Source organism: Plantactinospora sp. WMMB782 (genome assembly GCF_049179135.1).
GTDB lineage: Bacteria > Actinomycetota > Actinomycetes > Mycobacteriales > Micromonosporaceae > Plantactinospora.
In genome coordinates, this window is the sequence record NZ_JBMHMC010000007.1 from 1,730,709 (window position 1) to 1,747,654 (window position 16,946).

30 protein-coding genes are annotated in these 16,946 nt (G+C 68.6%); 27 read left to right on the plus strand and 3 right to left on the minus strand.

Annotation, left to right across the window (positions count from 1 at the left end):
* Window positions 1-4 precede the first annotated feature (4 nt).
* The 6 genes from ACN28A_RS09930 (at window position 5) to ACN28A_RS09955 (ending at window position 3,960) form a co-directional block, all read left to right on the plus strand.
* On the plus strand, window positions 5-400 hold the full coding sequence (locus tag ACN28A_RS09930) for a hypothetical protein (RefSeq protein WP_421394358.1): 396 nt from the start codon (window positions 5-7) through the stop codon (window positions 398-400).
* A 66-nt stretch (window positions 401-466) separates the two neighbouring features.
* Window positions 467-1,153: a hypothetical protein gene (locus ACN28A_RS09935; protein WP_421394360.1), complete on the plus strand. Its 687-nt coding sequence runs from the start codon at window positions 467-469 to the stop codon at window positions 1,151-1,153.
* Window positions 1,154-1,162: 9 nt separating this feature from the next.
* Window positions 1,163-2,509, plus strand: coding sequence for a fibronectin type III domain-containing protein (locus ACN28A_RS09940; RefSeq protein WP_421394362.1), 1,347 nt, complete (start codon window positions 1,163-1,165; stop codon window positions 2,507-2,509).
* Between the two features lie 5 nt (window positions 2,510-2,514).
* The gene (locus tag ACN28A_RS09945; protein ID WP_421394363.1) at window positions 2,515-2,826 is read left to right on the plus strand and encodes a DUF2746 domain-containing protein; all 312 of its coding nucleotides are present in this window, start codon (window positions 2,515-2,517) and stop codon (window positions 2,824-2,826) included.
* Between the two features lie 13 nt (window positions 2,827-2,839).
* Window positions 2,840-3,718 carry an N-acetylmuramoyl-L-alanine amidase gene (locus ACN28A_RS09950; protein ID WP_421394365.1) on the plus strand — a complete coding sequence of 293 codons (879 nt, stop codon included), beginning with the start codon at window positions 2,840-2,842 and terminating at the stop codon, window positions 3,716-3,718.
* Window positions 3,715-3,960: a holin gene (locus ACN28A_RS09955; RefSeq protein WP_421394367.1), complete on the plus strand. Its 246-nt coding sequence runs from the start codon at window positions 3,715-3,717 to the stop codon at window positions 3,958-3,960. Before ACN28A_RS09950 ends, ACN28A_RS09955 begins: the two co-directional genes overlap by 4 nt.
* A gap of 85 nt (window positions 3,961-4,045) precedes the next feature.
* Here ACN28A_RS09955 and ACN28A_RS09960 read toward each other — a convergent pair whose 3' ends face one another.
* A complete protein-coding gene (locus ACN28A_RS09960; RefSeq protein WP_421394369.1) occupies window positions 4,046-4,336 on the minus strand; it encodes a hypothetical protein in 291 nt (96 codons plus the stop codon).
* A 50-nt stretch (window positions 4,337-4,386) separates the two neighbouring features.
* On the opposite strand from ACN28A_RS09960, the gene ACN28A_RS09965 reads away from it, so the two are divergent.
* From ACN28A_RS09965 to ACN28A_RS10065, 21 genes are all read left to right on the plus strand, one after another.
* Window positions 4,387-4,824, plus strand: a complete 438-nt coding sequence (locus ACN28A_RS09965) for a hypothetical protein (RefSeq protein WP_421394370.1) — start codon at window positions 4,387-4,389, stop codon at window positions 4,822-4,824.
* Window positions 4,825-5,691: 867 nt separating this feature from the next.
* The gene (locus ACN28A_RS09970) at window positions 5,692-5,961 is read left to right on the plus strand and encodes a hypothetical protein (RefSeq protein ID WP_421394373.1); all 270 of its coding nucleotides are present in this window, start codon (window positions 5,692-5,694) and stop codon (window positions 5,959-5,961) included.
* A 2-nt stretch (window positions 5,962-5,963) separates the two neighbouring features.
* Complete coding sequence (locus ACN28A_RS09975) at window positions 5,964-6,899, plus strand: hypothetical protein (protein ID WP_421394375.1); 936 nt, start codon at window positions 5,964-5,966, stop codon at window positions 6,897-6,899.
* 53 nt (window positions 6,900-6,952) lie between these two features.
* Window positions 6,953-7,447: a hypothetical protein gene (locus ACN28A_RS09980; protein WP_421394377.1), complete on the plus strand. Its 495-nt coding sequence runs from the start codon at window positions 6,953-6,955 to the stop codon at window positions 7,445-7,447.
* A complete protein-coding gene (locus tag ACN28A_RS09985) occupies window positions 7,444-7,806 on the plus strand; it encodes a hypothetical protein (protein ID WP_421394379.1) in 363 nt (120 codons plus the stop codon). The genes ACN28A_RS09980 and ACN28A_RS09985 overlap by 4 nt, the downstream gene beginning before the upstream one ends.
* Entirely contained in the window at window positions 7,803-7,937 is a 135-nt protein-coding gene (locus ACN28A_RS09990) for a hypothetical protein (protein ID WP_421394381.1), read from the plus strand. The genes ACN28A_RS09985 and ACN28A_RS09990 overlap by 4 nt, the downstream gene beginning before the upstream one ends.
* On the plus strand, window positions 7,922-8,095 hold the full coding sequence (locus ACN28A_RS09995) for a hypothetical protein (protein ID WP_421394383.1): 174 nt from the start codon (window positions 7,922-7,924) through the stop codon (window positions 8,093-8,095). Before ACN28A_RS09990 ends, ACN28A_RS09995 begins: the two co-directional genes overlap by 16 nt.
* 81 nt (window positions 8,096-8,176) lie before the next feature.
* Entirely contained in the window at window positions 8,177-8,653 is a 477-nt protein-coding gene (locus ACN28A_RS10000; protein ID WP_421394384.1) for a hypothetical protein, read from the plus strand.
* Window positions 8,654-8,657: 4 nt separating this feature from the next.
* On the plus strand, window positions 8,658-9,470 hold the full coding sequence (locus ACN28A_RS10005; RefSeq protein ID WP_421394387.1) for an AAA family ATPase: 813 nt from the start codon (window positions 8,658-8,660) through the stop codon (window positions 9,468-9,470).
* On the plus strand, window positions 9,470-9,718 hold the full coding sequence (locus tag ACN28A_RS10010; RefSeq protein WP_421391239.1) for a hypothetical protein: 249 nt from the start codon (window positions 9,470-9,472) through the stop codon (window positions 9,716-9,718). The genes ACN28A_RS10005 and ACN28A_RS10010 overlap by 1 nt, the downstream gene beginning before the upstream one ends.
* Window positions 9,696-10,139, plus strand: a complete 444-nt coding sequence (locus ACN28A_RS10015) for an endonuclease VII domain-containing protein (RefSeq protein ID WP_421391240.1) — start codon at window positions 9,696-9,698, stop codon at window positions 10,137-10,139. The genes ACN28A_RS10010 and ACN28A_RS10015 overlap by 23 nt, the downstream gene beginning before the upstream one ends.
* Window positions 10,140-10,171: 32 nt before the next feature.
* Window positions 10,172-10,327, plus strand: coding sequence for a hypothetical protein (locus ACN28A_RS10020; RefSeq protein ID WP_421391241.1), 156 nt, complete (start codon window positions 10,172-10,174; stop codon window positions 10,325-10,327).
* On the plus strand, window positions 10,324-10,743 hold the full coding sequence (locus ACN28A_RS10025) for a CHC2 zinc finger domain-containing protein (RefSeq protein ID WP_421391242.1): 420 nt from the start codon (window positions 10,324-10,326) through the stop codon (window positions 10,741-10,743). Before ACN28A_RS10020 ends, ACN28A_RS10025 begins: the two co-directional genes overlap by 4 nt.
* A gap of 2 nt (window positions 10,744-10,745) precedes the next feature.
* A complete protein-coding gene (locus ACN28A_RS10030) occupies window positions 10,746-11,417 on the plus strand; it encodes a toprim domain-containing protein (RefSeq protein WP_421391244.1) in 672 nt (223 codons plus the stop codon).
* On the plus strand, window positions 11,414-11,938 hold the full coding sequence (locus ACN28A_RS10035) for a hypothetical protein (protein WP_421391246.1): 525 nt from the start codon (window positions 11,414-11,416) through the stop codon (window positions 11,936-11,938). The genes ACN28A_RS10030 and ACN28A_RS10035 overlap by 4 nt, the downstream gene beginning before the upstream one ends.
* Window positions 11,935-12,501 carry a hypothetical protein gene (locus ACN28A_RS10040; protein ID WP_421391248.1) on the plus strand — a complete coding sequence of 189 codons (567 nt, stop codon included), beginning with the start codon at window positions 11,935-11,937 and terminating at the stop codon, window positions 12,499-12,501. Before ACN28A_RS10035 ends, ACN28A_RS10040 begins: the two co-directional genes overlap by 4 nt.
* Window positions 12,498-13,259: a ribonuclease H-like domain-containing protein gene (locus ACN28A_RS10045; protein ID WP_421391249.1), complete on the plus strand. Its 762-nt coding sequence runs from the start codon at window positions 12,498-12,500 to the stop codon at window positions 13,257-13,259. Before ACN28A_RS10040 ends, ACN28A_RS10045 begins: the two co-directional genes overlap by 4 nt.
* A gap of 27 nt (window positions 13,260-13,286) precedes the next feature.
* Window positions 13,287-14,027 carry a hypothetical protein gene (locus tag ACN28A_RS10050; RefSeq protein ID WP_421391250.1) on the plus strand — a complete coding sequence of 247 codons (741 nt, stop codon included), beginning with the start codon at window positions 13,287-13,289 and terminating at the stop codon, window positions 14,025-14,027.
* Window positions 14,028-14,106: 79 nt separating this feature from the next.
* A complete protein-coding gene (locus ACN28A_RS10055) occupies window positions 14,107-14,343 on the plus strand; it encodes a hypothetical protein (RefSeq protein WP_421391251.1) in 237 nt (78 codons plus the stop codon).
* Window positions 14,340-14,864 carry a hypothetical protein gene (locus tag ACN28A_RS10060; RefSeq protein WP_421391253.1) on the plus strand — a complete coding sequence of 175 codons (525 nt, stop codon included), beginning with the start codon at window positions 14,340-14,342 and terminating at the stop codon, window positions 14,862-14,864. Before ACN28A_RS10055 ends, ACN28A_RS10060 begins: the two co-directional genes overlap by 4 nt.
* The gene (locus ACN28A_RS10065; RefSeq protein ID WP_421391255.1) at window positions 14,861-15,094 is read left to right on the plus strand and encodes a hypothetical protein; all 234 of its coding nucleotides are present in this window, start codon (window positions 14,861-14,863) and stop codon (window positions 15,092-15,094) included. Before ACN28A_RS10060 ends, ACN28A_RS10065 begins: the two co-directional genes overlap by 4 nt.
* Window positions 15,095-15,286: 192 nt before the next feature.
* Here the strand turns inward: ACN28A_RS10065 and ACN28A_RS10070 are convergent, their stop codons facing one another.
* The gene (locus tag ACN28A_RS10070; protein WP_421391276.1) at window positions 15,287-15,469 is read right to left on the minus strand and encodes a DUF397 domain-containing protein; all 183 of its coding nucleotides are present in this window, start codon (window positions 15,467-15,469) and stop codon (window positions 15,287-15,289) included.
* Entirely contained in the window at window positions 15,444-16,247 is an 804-nt protein-coding gene (locus ACN28A_RS10075) for a helix-turn-helix domain-containing protein (protein ID WP_421391257.1), read from the minus strand. The genes ACN28A_RS10070 and ACN28A_RS10075 overlap by 26 nt, the downstream gene beginning before the upstream one ends.
* Window positions 16,248-16,946: the final 699 nt, after the last annotated feature.

Sequence of the window (16,946 nt, forward strand, 5' to 3'; positions counted from 1 at the left end):
TCCCATGGACGACAACCCCCTCCTCGTGCTGTCTAGCGCAGACCTGTTCTCCGAGTCCGGCTTCAATGACGGCGTGATGCCGTGGGAGCTGGCCGACTGGATGGAGCGCATGGGGCACGCAAACTACTTCGACTGGTTCCCCTGGTGGAGCTGGCGCGTCTCCCTGCCTGGCATCGTGCGCAAGTACCTGCTGCCGGTCATCGCCGAGGATGTCGAGCTGGTCGACGTCGAGGAGGGCAACCCGATCCGGGCCGCACTGGTGGACGGGGCCGACGTCACGGGGTGCTGGGACGGCAGCGAGCCGGCTCCCGAGCTGACGCCGGAGAGCGTGTCGGTCCTGGCCACCGATGTCCTTGCCGACATCGTTGCCCTGCTCCAGTCGACGCCGCCCGAAGCCTGACCCTCTCCATCGCAGCCCCCTGGTCCTCGCGGTCGGGGGGTTGCTTCATGCCCGCAGGAGTTCTCCGTGGCTTTCATCTCCTTCCCCTTCGACAACGCGGACACCACCGAGGGCCAGTACAGCCGCCTGTTCCGCGAGCTTCAGGACACGGGCGTCGTGGACGCCGTGACCGGCGCCGGCTTCCGGGTCTGGGCTGACGCCTCTGGCATGCTGGCCAAGGTCGACCCGGGTAGCGCGATCCTGCGCGGCCACATGGTCTCCTCGGATGCCGTCGAGACCCGGGCGATCGGCGCAGCGAGCGCGTCCGAGCGGATTGACCGCATCGTGCTGCGTCTTGATCCGGCCGCGAACGGCATCTCCATCGAGGTGCTTCAGGGCACCCCGGGTGACGGCCCCCCGGCCCTGACCCAAACCGACGTGGGCGTCTATGAGTTCGCCCTAGCCCGCATCACCGTCTCCCCGGGCGTCAGCAACATCGCCGCCGACAAGGTGACCGGCGAGCGGCAGTTCGTGGGTTCGCGGGTGCGAGCCTGGACCACTGCGACCCGCCCGGCCAGCCCTCGCGTATCTCAGCTCGGCCTGAACGTCACCACCGGGGACTGGGAGTACTGGACGGGGTCGGCCTGGGCCAACCTCGTGCCCAACCCGGTCGCCAACTCCGCCCGTTGGGGCGGCTACTCGGTGACGGTGTCGACCACCACGCCGGCCGGCTCGCCTACCACCGACCGCATCTGGATTCAGCCGACCAGCTAAGGAGGCCCGATGGCCATCACCTGGGGCTCCGCCGAGGGGCACCTCCAGGTCGGGATCGACTGCTGGACCGGGACGCCCTCGCCGAGCAACACGGCGGTGACGGTCTACCTGCGCGTCTACGTCCGGGTGCCCGATAGCTGGTCCTTCGATGACAACCAGTCCTATTCCGTCAGCGGCACCGGGGGCGGCTCAGGCTCATTCCACAACGGCCTGGGATCTGGTGGCTCCAAGCTGATCTACTCCCGCAACTTCAGCGCGAGCATCGACTACGACGGCGGCCCCACGTACTCGTGGACCGCCTCGATCTCGGGGATGTATAACGGCGGCACCCCGAGCCATAGCCGCTCGCTGGCGCTGCCGGCCCGTCCGCCCTACATCCCCGGCGCTCCCACGCTCAGCTCCAGCGCGATCGGACCGACGTCCGACACCGCCACCTGGAGCACGCCGACCGCCAACGGCGCAGCGCTGAACGGGTACCAGATGCACTACTCGACCAGCTCCACCTTTAGCCCGCTCGACCAGAACATCGTTAGCCAGTCGTGGGCGACGAGCCGGGTCGTCTCTGGGCTCGCCAAGGGCACCCTGTACTACAAGCGCATCCGCGCCCGCAACAGCGAGGGTTACGGCCCCTGGTCGGTCACCCGGACGTTCACCACGGACACCACGGCCCCCGGCCCACCGGGCACGCCCGGCGCCACGTCGACCGGCTCCACCTGGGTCAACATCTCCTGGCCGGCGCCTGCCGACACGGGCGGCCTGGCCATCACCGGCTATGTCATGCAGCGCGCCATGGATGACGAGTTCTCCAGTGGTGTCGTGGACAGCACCCTTGCCGGGACCTCCCTTCAGGTGACGGGCCTGGCTAAGGGCACCACGCACTACGTCCGAGTCAAGGCGACGAACTCGCTCGGCGAGTCCGAGTACTCGGCTACCGGCAGCTTCACGACCACGATCACGACTCCGGGTCCTTCCGACGCGCCGGTCGCCGGCAGCATCGCGCCGACAACGGCGTCGCTGTCCTGGTCCGCCCCGGTCGACACGGGCGGCGCGACCATCACCGGCTACGAGGTGCAGCGCTCCACCAACCCGTCCTTCGCGGGCGCCGTGACGACCCCCAGCACCACCTCCCCCGCGTCCCTGTCCGGCCTTCTGCCGGGCACGACGTACTACGTACGGGTCCGCGCGGTCAACTCAGCCGGCGCGGGCTCCTGGTCGCCCCCCAGCTCCTTCCTCACCCTGTCCGGCGTTCGCGTCGGCTCCGGCTCGACATGGCGCGACGCGATCGTGTGGGTCGGCAACGGCTCGGAGTGGGTGGTGGCGCAGGTCAAGGTGGGCGACGGCTCAACTTGGAAGTGACATAGATGATCGACCCCGCCGTGCAGGTGGCACTGGTGGCCGCCGTCGCCACCGTCGGCGCTGCGGCCATTGCCGCCATCCCCGGACTGCTGCAACGCAGGCAGCTCCGCGAGGTCAAGGAGCAGGTGGCCAACAACCACTCGACCAACCTCCGCGACGACGTTGACCGCGTCATCGACGGCCTCAACAACGCCACTGCCGCCCTCGCGCAGGTGCTCGAAAACCAGCGCCGGCACGACGCCGAAATCGCTGGCGTCCGCCAAGACCTGCGGATTGAGCGCGAGGAGCGCCTGACGCTCGCGCGCCGCATCCCCTGACGAAAGGACCCCCATGGCACTGACCTGGCTCGCAGACGAGCTGCGGAAGGCCGGGCTGACCGTGGTCGAGCACTCCAACTGGAAGACCCATGACCGACCCGGTTCCTGGAGTCCGACATTCGGCGTCGTGCACGCCACGGCGGCACCTCGGAGCCAGAAAGACTCGGTTCAGATCGGCGTGGTCCGCAACGGCCGCTCCGACCTGCCTGGCCCGATCGCTAACGCCGTCATCGACCGGGACGGCGTGTGGCACCTGGTGTCCGCCGGCCGCTGCAACTCGACCCTGGCCGGCACCGCCGGCCCCTACAAGGGCAAGGGCAACACCTACGCCCTGTCGACCGAGGCGTGCAACGACAACCGAGGCGAGCCCTGGACCGAGAAGCAGTACCGGTCGTACGTGCGCGGCTGGGCCGCGTGGTGCCGCCGGCTCGGCTGGTCGGCGAACCGGCTGGTTGGCCACAAGGAGCACACCCCGGGCCGCAAGACCGACCCCACCTTCAGCATGAGCCAGTTCCGGGCGGACGTCGCTGCGGTGCTGGACGGAAAGGACGACGACATGCCGTACAGCGAGAGCGAGTTGCGCGCACTGCCGTGGCAGTACGCCGGCCGGGGCATGCCGGGCGTGCCGGAGGGCCGCTCGACGCTCTGGACGCTCGGCAGCATCTACAGCGCGACTCAGGCGCTTCTCCGGGCGCAGGTCGGCGACGGCGCGGACGAGATCATCGCCGAGATCCGCGCCCAGGGCGACCGCACACGGGCCGCGCTGATCGAGCTGCGAGACGCGATCCTGGCCGAACTGCCGGAGTCCGGCCCCGTCTCCCGGGCCGACGTCGAGGCCGCGTTCCGCGCGGTGCTCGGCTCGGTCGATGGCGCGACCCCGGACGGGAAGTGATCGTGAAGCTCGCTTCCCGCGCCTTCTGGCAGTACGCGGCCGAGCGCGCGATCAAGACCGCCGCGCAGTCGGCCTCGGCCCTTCTGGGCGTCGGCTACCTCGGGCTCGTGGACGTGGACTGGGCGGCGGTTGGCTCGGCCTCCGGGCTGGCCGCCCTGCTGTCCCTCCTGACGTCCCTCCAGCGCTTCAAGGAGAGCCACCCGGAGCCCGCTGAGGCGGCCCAGGACGCCCAGAGCACCTGACCCCATACTGACATTGGGACCGAGCGAGAGAGTGCCCCACGTTGCCGCACAGCCGGCGCGTGGGGCCTTTCCGCGTCTCCCGGTCTCACTCCTTCCGCTTCATCTCCTCGATTTGCTCCAACGTCATCACCTCGGTCTGCCGGCGCCTCCGAGGCGCGGTGGCCTTCTTGCCCGGCTTCTTGCCTTCTGTGCGCGCCGAGCTGGCCACCTTGGGCGCAACCGCCCTGGTGGCGGCTATGATCGTGGCCAGCGATTCGCCGTCGACCTCGCACCGATCGGTGCTCCCAGACCGGCCGTCCTGGTCGGTAACGGTGTAGGTAGTGACGGCCCGGGTCGGGTCGGTGCAAACGTCGCAGACCCGCACTGTGATCTCCATAGATAACCCCGAATTGACAGTGAGACTGAGTATGACCTAACATCGTCCGTATGTCTAACCAGAAGATCCCCCCAGAGGCTCATGCCGACATCGTAAGGATGTTGAGGGCGGGCGAAACGTATGAGTCAATCGTTGACTGGCTCAAGAAGAACCATGGGGTCAGTGTCAGGCAGCACACCATCTCTGAGTTCCGGAAGGCGCAACGGCTACCCGCTCGCCGAGGCACCCACGCTGACCTGATCCCCTGGACGGTCCGCAAGGAACACCAGCACCTCTACGTGCCGCAAATGCTGCGCGCCCTCGGCCAGAAGCGGGCCGGCAAGGCGCTCTCCGAGGGGGTCGCGGGGAAGCTTGAGCGGTGGCTGCCGAGGGTGCAGGGCGATGCGGTCGTGCACTACGACCCGGACACTGACCAGGGCTGGTTTTACGTACCTCGGCGTCCAGGCATCGACAAGGATGTAATTCGAGTCCCTGACGAGCAGAAGTAGCTGTTTGTAGTGCTTGCGTCACCCGAGTAGCCTGCCGTGAATGCGTGTCATCATCTATGTCCCGGAGACGCGCGGAGCAGCGCGAACCCGACGTGCGATCGAACGAGAAGTCACAGGACAGGGCCACAGTCTCGTCGGCGCCACAAGCAGCCCGGCGGAGGCACAGGCCGCACTCTCAGCCGGCATAGCCGACCGGGTTGCCGGCAAACCCGAGCATCTGATGGACCTGGCTCCATGGGCCATGGCGGTAACGCCCGGCTCGACAGCCAGCGCGTACGCCCTCGTGGCGGTGGCGGCAGCATGGGCGGCGGACCAGTTCCGCCGCCGCCCCGCCCAGTCCGCAGCAACCACCTTCGTAGCGGCCGTGGGACTCACCGCCGGCCTGATGACGCTGACCGACTCCCCGGAGCGCCCGGCGCCACCTGATGCCGCGCCCCCGCGCCCCTCGGCGTCGGCTCCCCCCACTCCCTCCTCGGTGCCCCCGACGCCGCTCCCGTCCACGCCCCCGCCGGCAACCGGAGAGCCCCCGGAGCCGCGCCGCGACGAGGCGGATCCCTCCCGCCCGATCACCCGCGAGCCGGACGAGACGGCGCCAACGGTCAGGCAGCCGCCCCGACCCACCCGGGTTCCCCCCACCGCAGGGCCGCCCTCGGACCCCGCTCCGTCGCCGTCCGATCCGCCATCAAGGGACTGCATCCTCCGGTTGGACCTGTTGGGGATCAAAATCCGTCTGTGTGGGGGTCAGCCGTCCAGTTAGGACTGATCCCTTAAACAAACCCTAAGGCTAGTGTCCGGACCGTTACCAAGGGATCATGCTTTGTTACTGCGGCCCGCCGGAGTGTCACTCCCGTCCCTAGGCTGGTCGCAGTGACCACGGGGAGCAGTGAAGGGAGCCTTTTGGCCACCGGCAGCACCACCACCATCGGAAACGTTGAGATCACCCTCGATGAAACGCCCGGCGACGAGGACTGGTACGTCACCATCCCCGCCGACCCGGCCGACAAGGACATCGCCGACCTGCGGCAGGCGTACGAGCTGCTGGAGTCCAAGTGGCAGCTCCAGCCGATCGACCCGGAGTACTGCGAGGCGGAGGAGTTGCCCGACGGCCGGATGCGTATCTACCTGGAAAGGATCTGAGCTTGGCCCTGACCAAACTGAATATCGAGCGACCGGCCGAGGACGGCCGAGGTGTACCCCGGGACCGCTACAAACGGCCCCTGATCCACGTGCCGAACGAGTGCTCACTCTGCAAGGGCACCGCGAAGAAGGCCCAGGAGCACAAGCTCATCCCGTACACCCGGACCACCACGTTCAACGACTGCATCGAGGACAAGTCCGCGCTGGGCAGGTACGACAAGCGGAACGTCCTGCTGGGGGCCACGAAGGCGCCCGAGCTGGTGGCGGAGGCCCAGTGGCTCGACCCGGAGGACCCGGCCGACAAGAAGCGCCTCAACGAGATCGCGGAGAAGTTGGTCTCGCTCAGCGGCGCGGACGCGAAGCGGGAGAAGGGCTCCGACCTGCACGAGATGTCGGAGTACGTCGACCGGGGCGAGCCGTTACCCGAGGCGATCCGGCGCAAGGGCAGGCCCCTGACGCCGGTCACCGAGGCCGACGTGGCCGACATGGCGGCCTACAAGCTGGCAACGATCGACCTGGAAGTGCAGCACATCGAGCGGCTTGTCGTCTGTGACGAGCTGCGCGTGGCCGGCACGCCGGACCGGGTGATCTACTACCACGGCCCCGGGCCGGACGGTCTCGTGATCGATGGCAACCTGATCGCGGACCTGAAGACCGGCACCCTGGAGTACGGGGCGCTCAAGATGGCGATACAGCTCGCCATCTACGCGCGAGGCGAGTTCTACGACTCGGAGACCATGACCAGGTCGCCGATGCCCGAGATCCGCCGGGACTGGGGCATCATCATCAACCTGCCGCCGGGCAGCGAGACGGCCGAACTGCACTGGCTTGATCTGTCCGTCGGATGGGACGCCGCCCTGCTCGCGAGGGATGTGCGGGCCATGCGGAACATGACGAAGAAGGTGCTGCGGCCGTTCCGTGTCACCCCTTCTCCGTAAGCTCAAACCGAGATTGAGACCGAGCGACCTGCCCAACCGGGAGAGGAGATCGGGTGGCTGAGACCACTGAGACACCCTGGCAGACCGGCCGCGAGACCGGTGTGACGATCAAGTTCGGCAAGGATTATGACGCCCCCTGGGTGACGTTCCGGGGAGTGACCGAGGAGATCCGGGCGGCCCTGCTGGCCACCTTCGGCATGGAGGACAACCCGGAGCTGTCGCTGGCGGCGCTCGTCGTCAACGCCACGAAGGAGGCCCACGCGATGTACGGCGTCTCCTCGGGGCTGGGCGGCCGGGTGGTAGGCCAGTCCGGCAACCGCCGGGGCGGCGGCTTCCAGCGGGCTTCCCAAACCGATACTGAGACCAAGGGCGAGGCGAAGCCGGAGGAGCCGGCCGAGAACCCGCTCCTCGCGCAGATCGAGGCGGCCACGGACGAGAAGGGCCTCAAGCGCCTCTGGGCGCAGAACCAGGAGGCATTCAAGGACCCGGAGGTCATGAACGCATGGAAGGCCAAAGGCAAGGCGCTGATCGCGGCGGCTGCCAAGTGAACCGGGACGAGCTGATCGCCGGCCGGGCGCTGGCGCGCGTCGAGTTCGACGCCGACTACAACGAGTCGAGCACGCCGGAGGCCGAGTTCGTCGCAGACGTCGAGAAGGCCAACCTGATCACGTCCATGGTGTCCGGGCGGATGCACAAGCCGGTGATCGATCTCGACCTGCCGGCCCGACTGGTGCCCTCCAGCACGGAGGGGCACTTCCACCTCTACATCGATCAGGCGGTGCCGTGGGAGGCATACGTCAAGCTCCTGGAGGCGCTGGCGGACGCCGGGCTGGTCGAGCCGGGGTACGTGCGGTCGAGCATCGCTCGCGGCTTCTCGGCCGTGCGGCCCCCGTGGGTGCGCAAGTGAGGGAGCTGGCGGCGGCTGTCGCCTTCCTGATCCTGCTCGCGTTCGGCATCTGGGCCTGGTTCGCCGGCCCGTGCGAGCTGTACGCCTTCAGCAAAGCTGGGGAGGTGCCCGCTCGATGCGTCATGCGCTGAGGGGGGCAGGCCAGGTTGGCCTCCGCCTCTCCTGCTGGCGGCGATTCCTGCCGCTGTACGTCTCCCCGATCGTGGTCCGGCATCCGGGCGTCTTGATCCTGGGGGTGGAGCTGGCGACCTTCGGTCGCGGCAGCGGGTTGTACGTCCGAATCTACTGAGCAGTCACCTCTAACCGGTCGCGGGCACCGGGGCACCACTCTGCCCGCAAACCGATATTGAGACCAACGAAAGGGTTCTACGTGGCACTGGCCAGCAAGAGCGCCGTCGGTGGCGACCTGCCTCCGTTCTTCAAGCCGGAGAACTACGCGGGGGACCTGGCGATCATCTTCGAGCCGAAGACCTGGCGGGAGGGCAAGAGCAAGTTCAAGGACCCGAAGACCGACCAGCCGCGCGTCACCCAGAACGTCAACACGCAGGTGACCGTGTTCCGGAACCAGGCCGCGCTGGACGACGGCAAGCCGTCGAGCGTCGACACCTTCACCATCAACGCGACCTGCCTGGCGCGGGACCTGGTCAAGCTCCTGGACGAGGCGAAGCAGTCCGGCGACCCGGCCCCCGCGTTGATCGCGGTCCTGAAGAAGGTGCCGACGCAGGGCAACGACACCTGGGTCTTCCGTCTGCCGGCCGACGAGCACTACGAGGCGGCGGCGGCGTACTACGAGAAGCGCGAGGCGGACATCGCCGCCGCGATGGACGACGCCCCAAGTTTCGACTGATCGCATGCTCAATGCCGGCCGAGCACTCGCGCTGAACGCGGAGGCCGGGAAGGAGCTGCCTCGGGTGGGCGCTCTTGGCGCCCTGTACGACATGGGCGTCCGCCCGAGGCATGGCGAGGTCATCATGATCGCGGGTCGAAGCGGCACGCAGAAGTCGGGATTCGCCCTCTGGTGGGTGGCCTCGATGGCTCTGCCGACGCTCTACTTCTCCGCCGACATGAGCGCCTTCACCGCCAGCTCCCGACTCGCCTCCATGGTGACCGGCGATACCACGGAGGAGGTGGAGGCAGGGATGGCCCGGGGTGGCCGGGACCGAGAGCGGTACCTGACCGCGCTAGCCACGCTGCCCATCACCTTCTCCTTCGGATCGCCGATTACGTGGTCCCAGGTCGACCAGGAGATCGAAGCCTGGATCGAGCTGTGGGACGCCTATCCGGGCGTGGTGGTCTTCGACAACCTCATGGATTTCGAGGGAGCCGAGAGCGACTACACCGAGCAGATGGCCGTCATGCAGGGGGTCACGGCGTTCGCCCGGGACACCGGAGCGACGTCGATCATCCTGCACCACGCCAGCGACAAGGGCTGGGACGCGAAGACCGCCCCCTACGACCCCCCGAGCCGGGATCAGGTCAAGGGCGGCCTGAGCGAGAAGCCGGAGCTGTCGCTCTCGGTGGCCCTGGATCCGAACGACCTGGAGTACAAGATTGCGTGCATCAAGCAGCGCATGGGGCCTTCGGATCCCACCGCGCGGCGGTACGCCCGGCTGCGAGCCGAGCCCCAGCGCACGCGGTTCCACCCGTTCCATTGGAGGGGCTGATGCCGAGCTTCATCGTGAAGTACCGAGTCGACGTCGAGGTCGAGGTCGACGCCTTGGGCATCGCCGAGGCGGACTGGAACGCCCTGCGCGTGCTGCGGGCGGGACTGCCCATGGGAGGGCTGGTGCCAGTGGACGCCCCACCGGAGGGCAAGGCACCGAAGGTGCCCGGGGTTCTCCGACTCAAGCTCGACACGGGCCTGGCCGAGATCCGGAGGGGCCGGCTCAGTGAGCAGCCTGAAGGGGTCTGAGCGCAACCGGGGCAAGCCCTGCAAGGACTGCGGCAAGCCGAAGGGGCCGGCGTACGCGGATCAGATCCGCTGCTACCGGTGCACCCAGGCGCGCAAGCACGCAGTGCGGAAGGCGGCCCACGGGCGCCGGGTGAAGTCGGTCTACGGCATCACGGGCGAGGAGTACGACCAGCTCTACGAGGCCCAGGGCGAGAGGTGTGCGATCTGTCCTCGCGCCCGGGGCATCACGCGCCGGCTGGCCGTCGACCACGACCACGCAGTGGAGGCGGAGCAGGGTTCCCGGGCCTCGGTCCGGGGCCTGCTCTGTGGCCCCTGCAACGACATGCTGGCCCACGTTCGGGACGACCCGGAGGTGCTGGCCAAGGCCATCGAGTACCTGCGGAATCCGCCCGCCAGGGCGGTACTCGACCTATCCGCATGACCTCAAACCGATACTGAGACCGAGGGGGTCCGATGGACCTGATCGTGGGAGCCCGGGTGCCCGAGCCCCGCTGCCAGTGCTGCGACCTGATCGGCCCGCTGTGCGGCCGGCAGCGCATGAAGGAGATCCGGGCGGACGATCCGCTGTTCGCTGACTGGCTGGAGACCCCGGAGGGCGCCCGGCTGTGACCTGGCGACCGATCGAGCGACTGAGAGGGCGGGCCGGCGGCGAGCTGGCCCGCCCCTCTCTTCCCGCCCTGCTCGACCACTACGGGGTGCAGTACAGCCCGGTCAAGACGCGGCAGATGATCCGGTGTCCGCTGCACGAGGACCGGACGCCGTCCTGCTCGCTGGACCTGGATCGCGAGCTGTGGCACTGCATGAGCTGCGGGAAGGCCGGCAGCTCGTGGGACCTGATCATGCAGCGCGAAGGGCTCACCTTCCGCGAGGCTGTCAAGCATGCCGAGGGGCTGGATCTGGCCTCCGGTTCCGTGGGAGGTCAAACCGATAGTGAGACCACAGGCAGCCTCTATGGGGGGCGTCGGCGCAAGCCGAGTGACAGAGCCAGAGGGGCCAGCTTCCGGCCGACCTGGAAGCGGAGGTGAGCGTGGCTGACGACAAGGAGCCGTTGCGGCCTCTCTCGCCGGCTCAGCGCAAGGCGCTGGAGGAGGCGGTGGCCTGCTACCAGGAGACGGCCACTCCCGAGGTGGGCGAGTGGCTGGAGGCCCGAGGCATCACGCCCGAGCTGGCCGACGAGTTCCGCCTGGGCGTGGTGGTCGACCCGATGCCGGGGCACGGGAAGTTCCGGGGCTACCTGGCCATCCCGTACCTGGATCACAACGGCGCCCCGCTGACCATCCGATTCCGGTGCCTGGAGGAGCACGTCCACCGCGACCACTACCACGGCAAGTACATGTCCGTGGAGGACGAGCCGGTCCGGATGTTCAACATCGGCGCGATCCACCGAGCCGGGGACACGATCCACGTCGCCGAGGGCGAGCTGGACGCGATCATCCTCAACGCCATGGGCCTGCCGGCCGTCGGAGCACCCGGGGTGGAGAGCTGGGCTGGCCGGCACCGCCGGATGCTCGCCGGCTTCAGCAAGGTCTGGGTCTGGGCCGATCCGGACGACGCCGGAGCCAAGCTGACCAGCAAGATCACGCGCTCCCTGCGGAGCGCTCAGGCCGTCTCGCTTCGACAGGAGCACGGCGACGTCACGGACCTGTACGTAGCGGGCGGGCCAGCAGCCCTGCTCGAACTGATCGAGGAGCGAGGATGACCGAGGTTCTGATCGACGTGGCGGGCCAAGAGATCCGCCCGGGTGACCCGGTGGTCTACCCGCAGATGTCCGGCCGCTCCGTCCAGATGGTGCTCGGCACGCTCGTCTCCTACAACGGCAAGAGCGCGAAGATCGAGCGCCAGGAGGGCACTCGGTGGAGCGCCGGCTACCAGCGCACCCGCTACCGGGACAAGCGGACCGGCAAGGGCATCGACCCCTACGCCAGCGACAAGGGCTGGGAGGTCAAGGCCCACTACCTCTACACCCACAAGGAAACCGGCGAGGTGATCTCCGAGGAGGAGCTGAATCGCCGACACCCGATCGTCGCCAACTGGAGCGCCTACGGCTACCGGGGGCAGAACGACGCATCCTGGGCGGCCCGCCACCAGTACGAGCGGCAATACGTCCAGGGCGTGCTCAAGGACTACGTCGAGGAGTACCGCAGCGCTCCGACCCCGGTGACCATCCACAACGTCAAGAACATCGTCAAGGTGCCGGCCCCGAGCAAGGAGAGCAAGTGACCATCCTGACCCCTGAGGACGCCGCTGAGTGGGCGCGGCAGTACGTGGACGAGCAGGAAGCGGGCGAGGCCCTGTCGCTCGTTAAGGACGAGCTGGAGCGGCAGGACGAGCAATGGGGCCGGCAGGACCACCCGGTGCTCGCGGGCAATGAGCGGGCCTACTTCCTCCGCCGCGCCGAGATCGAGAAGGCCGTCAACGACGCCCGCAAGAAGAACCGGACTCCGGCCTGGGCCGGCATCCTCCTGGAGGAGGTCTATGAGGCCCTGTCGGAGGTCGACCCCGATGCGTACGAGATCGAGCTGATCCAGGTCGCCGCCGTCGCGCTTCAGATGTGGCGGTCGAGCCGGCGCCAGCGCGCTGCCTCGGTGCACACCGTTGACGCGGTGCAGGCGGCCTTCATGGCCTACGCGGACACGGTAACCCGGCTGGCGGAGATGACCGGGATCCCGCCCACGGTCCTTTGGGCCATCGAGGGCGAGCCGAGCCCCGCCGAGGCCGACCCGACCAACCCGTGGGCCGGAATCGAGGCCGCCCCGCTGGTCGACCGCAAGGAGACTGAGTGACCGACCCGGGGGCGTACCGAACGCTCTACATCGACATCGAGACGGCGCCCAACACGGCGCACGTCTGGAGCCTCTGGAAGCAGACGATCAGTCTGAGCCAGCTCATGGAGTCCGGGCGGGTGATCTCGTTCGCCTGGAAGTGGCGCGGCGAGCCGGAGACGCACTTCCTCTCGGAGTTCCACGTCGACCACGCCGCCATGATCGACGCTGCCCACGGGCTGCTGAGTCAGGCCGACGTGGTTGGCCACTACAACGGCAAGCGGTTCGACATGCCCACCCTGAACCGGGAGTTCGTGGTCGCGAAGCTGGGGCCGCCGGCCCCGTACCAGCAGCTCGACTTTCTGGAGACGGTGAAGCGGCGCTTCCGGTTCCCGAGCAACAAGCTGGACTACGTGGCCCAGCAGCTCGGGCTGGCCGGGAAGGTGAAGCACGAGGGGCACACCCTCTGGGTCCGCTGCATGGCCGGTGACCCCGAGGCGTGGGAGCTGATGAAGCTCTACAACATGCAGGACGTCGTCCTGCTGGAGCAGCTTCACGATCGGCTGATGCCCTGGCTGGTCGGCGCTCCGAACCAGCGCCTCGTAGTCGACGGCGACGACGTCTGCCCGCACTGCGGCTCGGAAGACCTGCGGCGCGAGGGCTACGCCCTGACCTCTACCGGCAGGTACCAGCGGTTCCAGTGCCGGGGCTGCGGCGCATGGAGTCGGGCCACCCGGAGGTTCGACGGCACCGATACGCGGCCCGTTTCCGCGACCTGAAACTGATACTGAGACCGAGGAGCTGGGTTGAACATCCGAGAGAAGCGCGTCCTGGCTGCAACCCTGCGGTCGGACGCGGTCCGGGCGCGGGAACGGCAGAACCGGCACGAGGCGCAGATCGCGGCCGTGCGGGAGCGGCGTGACGCCGCCCTCACCGAGGAGTGGCGGGAGGTGCTGACTCGCCGGCTGGGCCACCTGTACCTGGCGGCGGCCGGCGCGCAGCGCGCCCACGAGGAGACCCTGGCCTACCTGCACGGGCTGGCCGGCTCGCTCCCCGAGCAGGAGCGCGACATCGAGGCCGGCGAGCCCCCGCACGGGCGCGGCTTCGAGTGGACGTTCGTGGAGGAGTCGCCGGAGGCGCACAGCATCGCCGGGCGGGCCGCCCGGAAGGTAGCCGACCGGTACGGCTCCGACGAGGCGGACCTCTACCAGGAGGCCCTGATCCTGCTGGCCGTCAAGGCAGGATGGGTACGCGAGGAACTGGCCGCCGGGCACGTCAACCACGTCTTCACCGACGTGGCCCGGGACCTGGAGGACCAGGTCCGCACCGAGGCCCGTCGACCGCAGAGCGTGTCCTACGACGCGATGCGGGACGGCCAGCGGGACGAGGAGGAGTCGGTCGGCATCGAGCTGGCCGACGGGGACGTGCCCCTGCCTCCAACGCGAGTCCGCAACGGCGAGTACGCCGGCATGATGATGGGCCTTCGCTGGGCCGCGCCAACCGGCTCGGCCGGTGGCCGGATCACGGTTCGGCGGGTGGTCGCATGATGTGGGGGCTGCTCGTCTGCGGACTCATGGCCGTGCTGGTTCTCCTGGCGAACCTGCCGAAGGGTGGGGGCGGGAGCGAGTGATCTACTTCGCCATCTTCGCTCTGCAAGTTCTGGCCATCTTGATCGGCTGGGCCTGGCCCGTCGGCGAGCAGCGGTGGTACGCCGGGGTGGCCCGCCTCCATGGCTGGTGGCGCTGGCTCCCGATCTACGTCAGCCCGATGTTCTGGGGCAACCCCTGGTACCGGCACGTCAACGGCATCGCGGTCGGCTCGTTCGGCCGCTACGTCTACGCCTTCAGGGACGGACCACTGTGACCTACACCCTCGAAGTGGTGGAGCGACTGCTTCCGGCCGTGTTCGATCCCACCATGACGAAGGGTGCGGAGAATCCCCTCTCCCCCGCGTACAGGTCGAAGTGCAAGCACTGCACCCCGGGACGGGATGCGTGCACGCACCGCTGCGATCTGGACCAGTGGGGGGAGGGGTGCCTCCTCTCCTTCGAGGGAGACGAGTTCGGGGTGTGCCGGCACGTCCACAACGGCCGGCGCTCTGGGGGCTGCGGGTTCTGCTGGTGCTTCAGCGGCCACGACCGGCGAGCCTCCGTCAACGTCAAGACCGGCAACACGGTGGTCGCGGCGATGGCCGACGTCCGCCGAGCCTGGGAGCAAGCCCCTCTCCTCGCCCTGCATCGTCGCCGGCTCCTGCTGCGGTACGGCCTGGATTGGTCACAGGGCGAGATCGCGAGCAAGGAGGGTGTGAGCCAGCAGGCGGTGGCCAAGGCGCTCAAGGGCGGCCTGACGGCCCTGGCCGACTACCTGAACGGCGAGGCGACGTGAGCGCGATCGGGCCGATCCTGATCTGGCTGCTCATAGCCTTCGGCCTGGGCTTTACGACCTGGGCGATCAGGGAGTGCGTGCTGATCGGGCGCCAGGTGCGCGACATCGAGCGCCGCGTTCACCTGCAACGCGAGGTGCAGGCAACCTGCAACCTCTACCCTCCGATGCACGAGACCCGACGATGGCTCCACGACGAGTGGATCCGCTCGGTCGGCAGAGATGTCCGGTAGCACGAAACAGAGAAGCCCCCTGCCTCGCGGCGGGGGGCCTTTTCTGCGTCGCTCGGTACTCTCGGGGCATGGCGGAGCGCCCGAGCGTCGTAATCGTCTACACGCCGTATGCCAGGGCGGTCGGGGCCGCCCTGCGGTCGCGCCGACAGCTCAATCCGTTGCTCACCCGGCTCGCTCTGCGGGCGGCACGCGTCAGGCGTGCTGCTTCGCGAGACTGACGAACGCCTGCCAGGCGGTCGACTCGAAGGCCAGGGTGCCGCCGTCGCGGTCCTTGCTGTCCCGGACCAGCACCCGGCCGGGAAGGTTGTCGGCGACCTCGACACAGTTGCCGCCGTTATCGCTGCTGCGGCTACTCGTACGCCAGTTCGGTTCCATGGTGATCAATCGCCTTCATAATAAGTTGGCGGGACTCCTCCGAGGGTAGCGCCTTGGAGCAGACACTCTCCCACGCGGTGACCGCACGCCGTAGATCTCGTGCTCGGCTGCCGATTTTACCCTCCACCAGGTCGTCCAAGTAGACGACCGTTGACCCGTCGGCCAGGGTTGCGATAGCGAACGCACCGGCCACTCCCGCATGTATCCCGGCGGAGGTCGGCACCACGCGGACGTGGACGTTGGGGCGGTGGCCGATGTCTACCAGGTGGGTTAGCTGCTCTTTCATGACGTCCGGCGCCCCTTGGTGCAAGACGGACTCTCCGATGATGGCAGCGAGCGTTACCGGGTCTGGACGATCTAGTGCCGCCGCCTGGCGCTCCATCCGAGTGCGCAACGCTTCCTCCGCCTGGCCCGGGGTGTGCCAGCCGGTTCCGAAGATGGCCCGCGCGTACGCCTCTGTCTGAAGCAGGCCGGGCACAATGGAGTGCTCCCAGAGCCGCAGGGCTATGGCCCGCTCCTCGTTGTCCGCCCACGGGCGCAACCATGGCGCCACGGCATCCCCACGGGCCTGCTCGGCGGCCTTCCGCAGCTCACCGTCAGCCCTGAGGGTGTCGTCCAGCCGGGCGGCCATGTCGTCCGCTGGAACCGATCGGCCTGACTCGTAGTGGCCTATCTGGGAGCCGGTGACGTGCACCTCGGCGCCCAGGGCATCCTGAGACAGGCCGCGCTCCGTCCGGAGCCTGCGCAACATGTGACGAAACTCGTTCGTGTCGGCCAACTGTCCCCCTCCGCCCATCTGTAGGCCACAACTGCCCTGGACACATCTTCCGTCACCATGCGGTCACGGTCCAGGGTGGATCACAGACGGAGAGGGGCGGCCCGCAAATCCATACCCCCCACCCAAACGCCTCGGGGGCGGCCCTTCCGCTCCCTTGGGTGGCACACCTCCGTCGCACGGGGGATGGCGCGCCGGGGACTAATACCGGGCGCCGTCCCCCTCTCCTATCTGCCGGCTCAGGAGGGCACGACATGGGACAACGCCTCAAGCCCCGTCATCGCCGCGCGTGGTGGCTCCTCTGGCTCTACTGTCGATGCGGCCAGCGCTGGTGCTGCCCCGACTCGATCGAGCGGGTACCGACGCCATGCGGCCGGCACGCCTTCCGCGTACAGGTGCGGGCGGCCACGACTGCCGCCAGGATCGCCAGGGAGGCGCAAGCGCAGGTCGGATGGATGGACCGGATTCCGGACAACGAGCCGTCGCCACTCCCGGCACCCCCGCCACCCCCGCCACCCCCGCCACCTTCGCGGGGCGGTCGGTACGAAGGGTGGAACGGTCCGACGCTGAGCAACGCCGGCCTAACGGGGTACCTGACGCCCGGTCAGGCGCACCGAGGCCGCTACGGGGAACGGCGCCAGCCTCAGCGAGCCGGCCGGGTGTAGTCGTGATTGGGCCGTGGGCGCGATGGGAGCGGCACGC

Bases quoted from the DNA above. Each gene is read 5' to 3' on its own strand.
- ACN28A_RS09965 (WP_421394370.1), top strand. From the start codon at position 4,387: ATGTCTAACCAGAAGATCCCCCCAGAGGCTCATGCCGACATCGTAAGG.
- ACN28A_RS10010 (WP_421391239.1), top strand. From the start codon at position 9,470: ATGCCGAGCTTCATCGTGAAGTACCGAGTCGACGTCGAGGTCGAGGTC.
- ACN28A_RS09940 (WP_421394362.1), top strand. From the start codon at position 1,163: ATGGCCATCACCTGGGGCTCCGCCGAGGGGCACCTCCAGGTCGGGATC.
- ACN28A_RS09945 (WP_421394363.1), top strand. From the start codon at position 2,515: ATGATCGACCCCGCCGTGCAGGTGGCACTGGTGGCCGCCGTCGCCACC.
- ACN28A_RS10035 (WP_421391246.1), top strand. From the start codon at position 11,414: ATGACCGAGGTTCTGATCGACGTGGCGGGCCAAGAGATCCGCCCGGGT.
- ACN28A_RS09960 (WP_421394369.1), bottom strand. From the start codon at position 4,336: ATGGAGATCACAGTGCGGGTCTGCGACGTTTGCACCGACCCGACCCGG.
- ACN28A_RS10070 (WP_421391276.1), bottom strand. From the start codon at position 15,469: ATGGAACCGAACTGGCGTACGAGTAGCCGCAGCAGCGATAACGGCGGC.
- ACN28A_RS09995 (WP_421394383.1), top strand. From the start codon at position 7,922: ATGCGTCATGCGCTGAGGGGGGCAGGCCAGGTTGGCCTCCGCCTCTCC.
- ACN28A_RS10020 (WP_421391241.1), top strand. From the start codon at position 10,172: ATGGACCTGATCGTGGGAGCCCGGGTGCCCGAGCCCCGCTGCCAGTGC.
- ACN28A_RS09950 (WP_421394365.1), top strand. From the start codon at position 2,840: ATGGCACTGACCTGGCTCGCAGACGAGCTGCGGAAGGCCGGGCTGACC.
- ACN28A_RS09930 (WP_421394358.1), top strand. From the start codon at position 5: ATGGACGACAACCCCCTCCTCGTGCTGTCTAGCGCAGACCTGTTCTCC.
- ACN28A_RS10005 (WP_421394387.1), top strand. From the start codon at position 8,658: ATGCTCAATGCCGGCCGAGCACTCGCGCTGAACGCGGAGGCCGGGAAG.